This is a genomic window from Dysosmobacter segnis (assembly GCF_014297285.1).
Taxonomy (GTDB): Bacteria; Bacillota; Clostridia; order Oscillospirales; family Oscillospiraceae; genus Oscillibacter; species Oscillibacter segnis.
This window is the reverse complement of the sequence record NZ_JACOQI010000007.1, coordinates 134,121-143,205: the sequence shown is the minus strand read 5'-3', so window position 1 is coordinate 143,205 and position 9,085 is coordinate 134,121. Positions and strand designations below refer to the sequence as shown.

16 protein-coding genes are annotated in these 9,085 nt (G+C 61.2%); all 16 read left to right on the top strand.

The features are described from left to right. Positions 1-30: 30 nt before the first annotated feature. Genes H8Z83_RS09285 through H8Z83_RS09210 form a run of 16 tightly spaced genes read left to right on the top strand, consistent with a single transcriptional unit; the run spans position 31 to position 9,062 of the window. Positions 31-381, top strand: a complete 351-nt coding sequence (locus tag H8Z83_RS09285) for a hypothetical protein (protein ID WP_187014759.1) — start codon at positions 31-33, stop codon at positions 379-381. Between the two features lie 15 nt (positions 382-396). Then, positions 397-1,428, top strand: a complete 1,032-nt coding sequence (locus tag H8Z83_RS09280) for a phage major capsid protein (protein WP_187014758.1) — start codon at positions 397-399, stop codon at positions 1,426-1,428. Between the two features lie 60 nt (positions 1,429-1,488). Next, positions 1,489-1,845: a hypothetical protein gene (locus H8Z83_RS09275; protein WP_187014757.1), complete on the top strand. Its 357-nt coding sequence runs from the start codon at positions 1,489-1,491 to the stop codon at positions 1,843-1,845. Then, positions 1,842-2,162: a hypothetical protein gene (locus H8Z83_RS09270; RefSeq protein WP_187014756.1), complete on the top strand. Its 321-nt coding sequence runs from the start codon at positions 1,842-1,844 to the stop codon at positions 2,160-2,162. Before H8Z83_RS09275 ends, H8Z83_RS09270 begins: the two co-directional genes overlap by 4 nt. Then, complete coding sequence (locus H8Z83_RS09265; protein WP_187014755.1) at positions 2,159-2,653, top strand: hypothetical protein; 495 nt, start codon at positions 2,159-2,161, stop codon at positions 2,651-2,653. The genes H8Z83_RS09270 and H8Z83_RS09265 overlap by 4 nt, the downstream gene beginning before the upstream one ends. Before the next feature lie 5 nt (positions 2,654-2,658). Then, positions 2,659-3,717, top strand: coding sequence for a phage tail sheath C-terminal domain-containing protein (locus tag H8Z83_RS09260; RefSeq protein ID WP_207732031.1), 1,059 nt, complete (start codon positions 2,659-2,661; stop codon positions 3,715-3,717). Between the two features lie 12 nt (positions 3,718-3,729). Further along, positions 3,730-4,113: a hypothetical protein gene (locus H8Z83_RS09255; RefSeq protein WP_187014753.1), complete on the top strand. Its 384-nt coding sequence runs from the start codon at positions 3,730-3,732 to the stop codon at positions 4,111-4,113. Further along, on the top strand, positions 4,110-4,412 hold the full coding sequence (locus H8Z83_RS09250) for a hypothetical protein (protein ID WP_187014752.1): 303 nt from the start codon (positions 4,110-4,112) through the stop codon (positions 4,410-4,412). The genes H8Z83_RS09255 and H8Z83_RS09250 overlap by 4 nt, the downstream gene beginning before the upstream one ends. 4 nt (positions 4,413-4,416) lie before the next feature. Beyond that, entirely contained in the window at positions 4,417-4,890 is a 474-nt protein-coding gene (locus tag H8Z83_RS09245) for a hypothetical protein (protein ID WP_187014751.1), read from the top strand. A gap of 14 nt (positions 4,891-4,904) precedes the next feature. Then, positions 4,905-5,489, top strand: coding sequence for a LysM peptidoglycan-binding domain-containing protein (locus H8Z83_RS09240; protein ID WP_243184862.1), 585 nt, complete (start codon positions 4,905-4,907; stop codon positions 5,487-5,489). Further along, positions 5,486-6,433, top strand: a complete 948-nt coding sequence (locus H8Z83_RS09235) for a hypothetical protein (protein ID WP_187014750.1) — start codon at positions 5,486-5,488, stop codon at positions 6,431-6,433. The genes H8Z83_RS09240 and H8Z83_RS09235 overlap by 4 nt, the downstream gene beginning before the upstream one ends. A gap of 1 nt (position 6,434) precedes the next feature. Continuing rightward, positions 6,435-6,839, top strand: a complete 405-nt coding sequence (locus H8Z83_RS09230) for a hypothetical protein (protein ID WP_187014749.1) — start codon at positions 6,435-6,437, stop codon at positions 6,837-6,839. Further along, the gene (locus H8Z83_RS09225) at positions 6,839-7,198 is read left to right on the top strand and encodes a hypothetical protein (RefSeq protein ID WP_187014748.1); all 360 of its coding nucleotides are present in this window, start codon (positions 6,839-6,841) and stop codon (positions 7,196-7,198) included. The genes H8Z83_RS09230 and H8Z83_RS09225 overlap by 1 nt, the downstream gene beginning before the upstream one ends. Then, positions 7,195-8,250 (top strand): baseplate J/gp47 family protein, encoded by a 1,056-nt coding sequence (locus H8Z83_RS09220; protein ID WP_187014747.1) that lies wholly within the window; start codon positions 7,195-7,197, stop codon positions 8,248-8,250. Before H8Z83_RS09225 ends, H8Z83_RS09220 begins: the two co-directional genes overlap by 4 nt. Before the next feature lie 5 nt (positions 8,251-8,255). Further along, a complete protein-coding gene (locus tag H8Z83_RS09215; RefSeq protein WP_187014746.1) occupies positions 8,256-8,825 on the top strand; it encodes a hypothetical protein in 570 nt (189 codons plus the stop codon). A 3-nt stretch (positions 8,826-8,828) separates the two neighbouring features. Further along, positions 8,829-9,062, top strand: coding sequence for a hypothetical protein (locus tag H8Z83_RS09210; RefSeq protein ID WP_187014745.1), 234 nt, complete (start codon positions 8,829-8,831; stop codon positions 9,060-9,062). Positions 9,063-9,085: the final 23 nt, after the last annotated feature.

Sequence of the window (9,085 nt, the reverse complement as noted above, 5' to 3'; positions counted from 1 at the left end):
GGACAAACACAATATGAGGGAGGAAATTGCATGAACGTTTCTTATGAGGGCATCGGCCAGTGGGCCGCCACCTTTGCCTGCGACGGTGTGTCCGCGGGGCAGGTGGTGAAGGTCAGCGGCAGCGGAACAGTTGCCAAATGCGCGGACAATGACGGCTTTGAGGGTGTGGTGTTGTCCGTGGCCAGAGACGGCAAAGCCTGCTCTGTGGCTATGGGGGGCATGGTGACGGTAAGCTACACCGGGGCTTCCGCGCCTGCTGCTGGTTGGAACTCTTTGGCAGCGGACGGCAGCGGCGGCGTGAAGGTCGTTTCTGCCGGCGGCAAGAGCTATCTTGCCGTAGAGGTGGATACCACTGCTAAAACCGTGACCATTGTGCTGTAAGGAGGGGGAGAGAATATGGCTTATCATTATGAAAATCTGAAACTGGAAAAGGGTATGTACAGTCAGAGTGGCCGCAGCTTTGCACAGACGCTGGAAGCTCTGGACCCCAGCGAGAACTACAAGGGCACCTCTCTGGAGGGACTGGACGCCTTCCAACGTCAGCTCAAGCGCTTTGACATCAAGGTGAAGGGCGCGGGCAGCGATAGAGTGGAGAAGTTCTTCTGGTCTACGGAGTCCGCTGTGCTGTTCCCGGAATTCGTGTCCCGTGTGGTGCGTCAGGGTATGGAGGAGGAGAGCATCCTGCCGGATATCACCGCCACCGTTACCAATTTTGACGGTATGGATTACCGTTCCATCGCATCCACTCCTACGGAGGAGGAAAAGAAGCTCAAACGTGTGGAGGAGGGCGCGCAGATCCCCCAGACCACCATTCATACCCAGGAGAATCTGGTGCGGCTTCATAAGCGGGGCCGTATGCTGGTGGCTCCCTATGAGGCCATCCGCTTCCAGAGACTGGACCTGTTTGCCGTGACGCTGCGGCAGATCGGCGCGTACATGGGCCGGATGCATCTGGAGGACGCCGTGAAGGTACTGAAAGACGGCGATGGCAACAACAATGCCGCCAAGGTCTATGAGGTGGGCAGCAATCCCATCGGCGGCAGCAAGGGTGCTCTGAGCTATGACGTACTTCTGGACTTCTGGGCGCAGTTCGATCCCTATACCATGAATACCATGCTGGTGAGCAATGACATGATGCTGGCCATGCTGAAGCTCAGCGAGTTCCAGAATCCCAATACCGGGCTGAATTTCCAGGCCACCGGTAAGCTGACCACTCCTCTGGGGGCCAAGCTGCTGCGTTCCAGCGCCGTGCCTGCCGGGACCATCATCGGTCTGGACAAGAACTACGCCTTGGAGCAGATCTGCGGCAGTGAAGTGGTGGTGGAGTATGACAAGCTCATTGACCGCCAGCTGGAGCGGGCAGCCATTACCTCGGTTTCCGGCTTTGCCAAGCTGTTTACCGACGCGGCCAAGGTGCTGAAGGTCTGAGCTTGTCCACCGCACCGGGATTCCCGGTGCGGTGAAGCGGAAACGGAAGGGGAGTGACCTATGGAGATAACGGCGGCCGCATTAGCGGCGGAGCTGTGCGGCGCCTCTCAGGAGGACCCGCTGCTGGCGGTGCTGTGTGAAGCGGCGGAGGCGGCTTGGGAGAGCCGCCTGGACCCCGGTGTGACGAAGGAGGACTGCGGCGGCGCGCTGCGGTGCGCGGCGGCGTTCATGGCGGCGGCGGACTACATGGGAAAGCGGTGCAGGGCGGAGTCCTTTACCGTGGGTGAGGTGACTGTACGGCAGAGCGGCGGTCAATCCGCGGCTGTGATGGCGGAGACCTTGCGGCAGACGGCGGAGCGGCTGATGCGTCCCTATGCCGCCTCCGGGGAGTTTTGCTTCAGGGGGGTGCGGGGATGACCGGCGTGATGGGGGAGATCCTGGAACATTACGGTCAGACCGTAACGCTGCGGAGCAGAGACGGCGAGAAGTCCGTCCGGGCCTTTATCCAGCCTGCCGCTGCTCGGGATGAGACAGTGCCGGGAGAGCAGACGTCCATCGGCTGGATAGACGAACGGCTGTGGCGGTATACCGGGCTGGAGGAGGTCCAGCCGGGGGATACCGTCATTTGGAGGGGACGAAGCTTTCGGGTGCGAAGCAGCCGGGAACACGCCCTGTCGGACGAGATCAATCACTGGTGGGCCCTGCTGGAACCGGAGCGGAGGGCAGCGGAATGAAGGAATTGTCACAGATCCGCATGGCGGTGCTGGACGCCCTGCGCGGGGCCGGGATTCAGGCTATGGAGGTGTTCCCTGAGAAGCAGGCCATGGCGTACAGCGGCGTGGTTGCGGCGGTGGGTGTCGGCGCGGCCAGCGGAAAAACGGCGGGCTTCTGCCATTATTTAGGAGAGATGAAGGACCCGGAGACTCAGGCGGTCCGGGAACGCTACGGCAAGGAGCTGTTCGGGCAGATCACCGTGGAACTGCGGGCGAATCGGGCGGCGGACTGCGAACGCGGCTGCGAAACGGCCACCGAGGTGCTGCTGGGCGGGCTTCCGGAGGGAGTCCGCACCGGGGAACTTACCTGGGAGGCCATTTGCTGGGAGAAGACCACGGGAATGTTCCTGCGGCGGGGCGTTCTGGAATGCAGAGCCCTGTTTCTGACGGAGAGCGCCGTGGAGTCCGGAGAATTTCTGGATTTCCGACTGAAAGGAGTTATGAGCGAGTGAGTGAGATGAGACATGAGCGGCCGGGGGTCTACTCGGTGTATGACGCGTCCAGCGTGACGTCTGCCGGTCGGGCGGCCAAACGGATCGGCGTGGCGGCCCTGGCCGTTAAGGGAACGGCCAATACAGCGGTGACACTGACTGGTTATGGCGCCGGTGTGGAGGCCTTTGGTGAGGACGGCGCTGACACGCCGGGCATGAGCACACTTTTGAAGCTGCTGTTCGCCAACGGCGCATCCACGGTTTACGCGGTACGGGTAGGTGCAGGCGGGGGATTGGAAGCTTATCAGGCGGCGTTTGCCGCCCTGGCTAACTGCGATGTACAGGTGGTGGTGTGCGACAGCAGCGAGCTGACCATCCAGAAGGCACTGAAAACCGCCGTGGAAACGGCATCTGCGGCCAGAGGGGAGCGGATCGGCGTCATCGGCGGCAGCGGAGATACGGCGGCGCAGTTGGTGACCAGGGCGGAGGCCATCAACAGTGAGCGAATGGTACTGGTTGGCCCGGATATGAAGGATGAGAGCGGCAAAGCCCTTTCCGGTGTGTTTGCCGCGGCGGCGGTGGCAGGTGCTATTGCCTGCGGCGCGGACCCGGCAGTACCCCTGAACGGGGCGGAGCTGTACGGCATCGGCGGTTTACAGAGCGTTTACAGTGACAATGACATTGACCTGCTGGTTCAAGGCGGCGTAACGCCACTGGAGGACGTAGGGGGCGTGGTATCCCCGGTGCGGGGCATCACTACCCGGACAAAAACCGGCAGCGCCGCCGACAGTACCTGGCGGGAACTGACAACCGTCCTGATTGCCGACGATGTGATCCCTGCGGTGCGGTCTGCCCTGCGGAGCAAGTTTGCCAGAGCCAAGAACACCGCTCAGGGCCGGGGGGCTATCCGGGCACAGACCATTGTGGAACTGGAAAAGAAAAAGGACGCACAGATCATCGAAAGCTACGGCGAGGTGGCGGTGACGGCCGCAGCGGACGATCCCACGGTGTGTCTGGTGGAGTTCAGCTTTGCTGTGGCACATGGGTTGAACCAGATCCGCCTGACGGTGCATCTGACGGTTTAAGGAGGGACGGATATGAAGGGATTTCCCACCAGTGCGGACATTTATCTGGAATTGGACGGGCGGAAGATCGCCGTGGTGCAGAGCTACCGGGCCAAGGCAGCCAAGTCCAGCAAGAATATCGAGGCCTTCGGCGAGAGTGAGCCGGTGGCAACCATTGAGGGGCAGAAGAGCTATACCGTGGAGCTGACCCGACTGTACGCCACGGATACGGCCATTTCCGACGGCATCGACTTCTATAATCTCACGGATTTCTCTCTTGTGATCTGCAAGCCGGACCGCAAGGTCATTTACAGCGGCTGTGAGTGGAGCGGCATTCAGGAGGACGGGGAGCTGAACGCCACCGTGGCGGAACGGGTGACGCTGACGGCGGCCCGGCGCATCGAGACTACCGCATGAGGACAGTGGACGCTCTGAAGCCGCTGACAGCGGGGAAGTTGCTGGAGCTGTGGCGGTACTATCGGGAGAGGGTGGAAGATCCGCTGGAACGGACGCTGCTGTGCAACGCCGCCATTCTGCGGGATAGCTGCTATTGTCAGGGAGAAGCGATTTACGGAGATGAGCTGGAGGTCTTGCGGGACCTGACGCCCGGCGAAATGGAAGACCTTCTGCTGCGGCTGGCGGAGGGAGAAGCGCTGCCGGAGGAGCGAGGCGGCACCTTCGACCTTCAGCGGTTTGCGGATATGAAGGGGGAATGAGCCGGTGGACTATTTATGGGAGCTGCGGCGCCGCCAGCAGGCAGCGCTGAACCGTCTGCTGACCGGCAGTCCCTCCAAAGAGGAGACCACGGCGGAGGAGGAAGTTCTCCGCCGTGCTGCAGAGGGGGCTGAGAAAGCGCCTGCTGGACAGGAGAAGGGGATCTCCCGTCCAACGGCGGAACAGGGAAAGCTGATTGGTCAGGCGGAAAGCGGTGAAGCACTGTCATCGGCAAAGCGGAAAGCGTGGGACAGAGCGGAAGCTGATGACAGACTGCTGGATGGGCTGACGGCGCAGGCAGAAGAATTTCAACAGGCCCGTCGGGCGGATGCCCTTTGGCGGAGTGAGACGTTTTCTGCGGGGACCCTGCCGGGGTTACTGATGGCGGAAGGAAGCGGGGCGGCGATGGAGGCAGAGGACATCTCCCGGGCTGTTCAGCGGGACGCACGGCGGTATGACGGCGGATTTACCATGTTTTAAGAGGGAGGAATGGCATGAGATTATCCTCCATGCGCTATAAAAATTACACCTGGCCACACAATCCGGAGACCTTTGTAGTGGAATACCGGCGGCAGATGGCGGCCTATAAGGTACCATTGGGCGGCTGCGTTTTGCAGGATCTGGGCGTAAATTGCCGGATCCTGCGGGGAGAAGGTGAGTTTGCGGGGCCGGGGGCCTATGAGGAATTCAAAGCACTGGCGGCGGTGTTTCAGGAACCGGGAGCGGGGATGCTGACGCATCCCGTGTGGCGGACGGACCGGGCGTATTTCGTCTCCCTGTCCGTGACGGAGGAGCCACGGCCGGACTATGTACGGTACAGCTTTGCGTTCTGGGAGGATGACAGCGGCTATGATGGTGGCCTGACGGAAAACAATGACAGCAGGACGTGGCCGGGGAGCGGCTTGGCGGCGTCTGAAGAGACCCATGGAGCCGGGCGGGTATACACCGTGAAGCGGGGGGATACCCTGTGGGGCATTGCCCGGCGCTGTGGCGTGACTTTGAGCAGCCTGATCGCTGCCAATCCACAGATCAAAAATCCCAATCTCATTTATCCAGGGAATGAGGTGAGGCTGCCGTGACAGGACGGATCTTTACGGCAGACCATCATGTCTATGATCTGCCGCCGCTGCTGAGTTGGAACGTGAGACATACGGGGACGGTGCCCTGCGACAGCTGGTCCGTGACGGCGGTGTATCAGCCGGAAATGCTGACAGTGCTGCGAATGGCGGCGGGTTTCGCCGCCATTGAGAATGGAATGACACAGTTACGGGGAATCGTGGACGAATATACCGTGGAACTGGGCAGCAGAGGGATGACGGTGACACTGTCCGGCCGGGGATACGCCGCACGGCTGTTGGATAACGAGTCCCGGCCTGTGACCTATGAGCAGGTGACGCTGCGGGAACTGATCCGCTGTCACGCGGAGCCTTATGGCATTTCCTGCGAGGCTGCGGTGGATCTGAGGTCCACGGTGCCCTATACCGCTGGGGTGGGGATCAGCCAATGGAAGGTGATTTCGGAGTTTTGCCGGACCTATGGAGGCTTCCTGCCTCGGTTTGCCAAAACCGGAGAGCTGCTGGCAACACCGGAGCAGGACAGCGGAAAGAGAATCATCCTTGACAGCGGCAGTCCGGTGCTGAATTGCCGGATCCGGGAGGATCACTATGGCGTGCTGACGGAGGCGCTGGTCATCGACAAGCGGCAGAATGTCAGCTACTCTGTGAAAAATCCGGAGATGATCGCCAAGGGCGGCCAGTGCCGCCGGGTGATCTATACGCCGGGGCGGAGCACCTGGGATGCCATGCGCTATACGGGAGAATACCAGATCCAACAATCCAAAAAGGAGGAGCAGGCGGTGACGGTAACGCTGCCGGGGAGCTTTGACGCATTTCCGGGGGATCGGGTGACGGTGAGACTGGAAAAGCTGGGCCTTACCGGAAATTACCGGGTGGCGGAGACGGAAAACCGGTTTTCCGCCAGAGAAGGAGCCGTGATGATCTGGACATTGAAGGAGTGTGGTTGAAATGTGGCTGGCACAGAGCATGAAGCAGGCGGTCCCCACGGCGGATGCCGACCAGGGGATCTCTACCATAGTGGGAGATCAGATGGGAGTGGTGACCCGGGGCGAAGTGCGGCAGTTACCCATCTACGGTCCGGGCGGTTATGTGTGGCTGCCGGAGAGCGGGGCTTCCGTGCTGGTCATTAAGGGCGGCCCCGGCGGAGAGGAGCAGTGTGTCTGCGGCGGTAAACAGGCAGAGGTTCCAAAGGGGATGCAGCCGGGGGAGGTCTATATTTACGGTCCGAAGGGCAGCAATGTGTATTTGCAGAAGGATGGGACTATTGAACTGACAGGGCGAATATCCATCAGAGGACAGCTTCTTGTTAACGGGGAACTCTATAAACCCTGTACTTGCGGAGGAGGACTGTAATGCTGATGCTGGTGAACGGCGATTATGTGCCGCAGGGAAACGGATTGCGGTCAGCGAAGGGAGACGAGGCAGTTTTACAGCGGATGCTGATGAAGCTGACTGCCCGGCGGGGGCAGTTTCCCTTTATGGAGGACTTCGGCAGCAGACTGTGGACTTTGGACCGGCTGCGTCCTGCGGAACGGCAGGCTGCGGCGGAACAGTATGTACTGGAGGCCCTCCGGGATGAGCCGGGCCTGACGGTAGAGCAGGTGACGCTGGCGGAGAACGGCGGAAAGGCGTCCCTGACGGTGAACGCCGTCAAAGACGAACGCCGATTGACGGCGGAGGTGGCCTTGGGGCAGGAGGGAGTGACGATGTGAGAGCGACGGAGACAATCTATCGGGAAATGCTGTCGGCCTACGCCAAGCGGCGGGGCGGACAGCTTCAGGAGGACTGCGACCTGTCGGTGCGGCTGTGGGCGGCAGCGGCACAGATCCAGGCGTTGGAGGCACAGGCGGAATGGGTGCTGGGGCAGAGCTTTCCACAGACAGCTGCAGGGGTCTATCTGGACCGCCACGGAGCCATGCGAGGTATCGTCCGACAGGCACCCAGCAGGGCGACCGGTCAGTTGACCTTTCGGCTGTCCAACGCACAGACCGGCGCGGTGAGCGTGGAGACCGGAACGGTGTGCATGACGGAGGGAACTGTCCGGTTCCGGACTATGGAGCCGGGGACGATCCTGGCTGGGGAGATTTCGGTGACCGTGGCGGCGGAGGCCGTGGAGGCTGGCAGTAGCGGGAACGTGGGAGCCGGAACCGTTCATGTGCTGACGGCGTGTCCCGTGGCGGTGACGGCAGTCACCAATGAAAAGGCATTTACGGGCGGACTGTCGGAGGAAACGGATGAGGAACTGCGGCAGCGGATTTTGGACAACTTTCAGCGGCTGCCCAATGGAGCCAACGCCGCGTGGTATGAGCTGACCGCCTGCCGTCACGAGGGTGTGGCGGCGGCCAAGGCGGTGGGAAAAGCCCGGGGCGCCGGGACAGTGGATGTGTATGTATCGGCACCGGATGGTATTCCCTCGGAGAAGTTGCTGACAGAGCTTCAGACGGTTTTTCAGAAAAGCCGGGAGATCGCGGTGAACGTGCAGGTAAAAGCGCCCACGGCTGCGACAGTGAACGTGGCGGTGACGGTAAAAACGGCGGAAGGGACGGATTTTGCCAAGGTGAAGACTGCGGTGGAGGCTGATCTGGCGGAGCAGTTCAACGGAAAGCTGTTAGGCAGGGGCGTGAAGCTGGCGGAGCTGAACAGCAGGATCTATGCTCTGCCGGGTGTAGAGAACTGTCATATTACGGCCCCGTCAGCTGATCTGGAGGCCAATGACACGGTGCTGCCGGTATTGGGGACGGTGACAGTGACAGAGGAGGCGTGAGGCGTGTGTATGAGCAGTATTTGATTCGCCTGTTGGCCCCCTTGGGCCTCTACGATCTCCGAGCACCCCATAACGGCGGCGAGTTGGCGGCGCTGGGCGGGGAGCTGGACAGCGTCAGTGGGCTGGTAGAACTGGTGGAACGGGAAAGCCTGCTGGCCACGGCGGAGAGCGAGGGCCTTGACCGCCGGGAGGTATTGTTTGCTCACAAGCCTGCGGCCGTGACCCAAGAGGACCGCCGGGAGGCCATCGCCGCGCTGCTGCGGATCAGCGAGGACAGCCTGACACCGGAGGCCATCAACGATACTCTCACCGGCTGCGGCATCCGGGCCAGAGCGGAGGAAAAGGCGGACGGTAGCCTGCGGGTCGTATTTCCCAGAACTGCCGGTGTGCCGGCGGAGTTCGACCAGATCAGGAAGATTATTTTAGATATTCTACCCTGTCATTTGGAGGTGGAGTTCTACTTCCGCTATCTGACTTGGGCAGAATGTGAAGCGGCAGAATATACATGGGATGAGGTGGAGACGGCACAGCATACCTGGGAGAGCTTTCAACTGGCGGTGCCGCCGGAGGAATGAGACATGAGTGAGATCATAACCGCCGCCATCACCGGCTGTGTGACGCTGCTGGGGGTGCTGTTGAGCAACCGGGCGGCCCAAGCGGTAACGGATGAGAAGCTCACGGAGCTGACCCGGGAAGTCCGGGAGCACAATCATTTCGCACGGCGGGTGCCGGTGGTGGAGGAACAGATCCGGGGCATGGACCGCCGGTTGGAGCAGTTAGAGCGGGGACAGCGGCGTCAGCCAATCTCTTGAGATGGCGGACAGAGAGGAGAGTA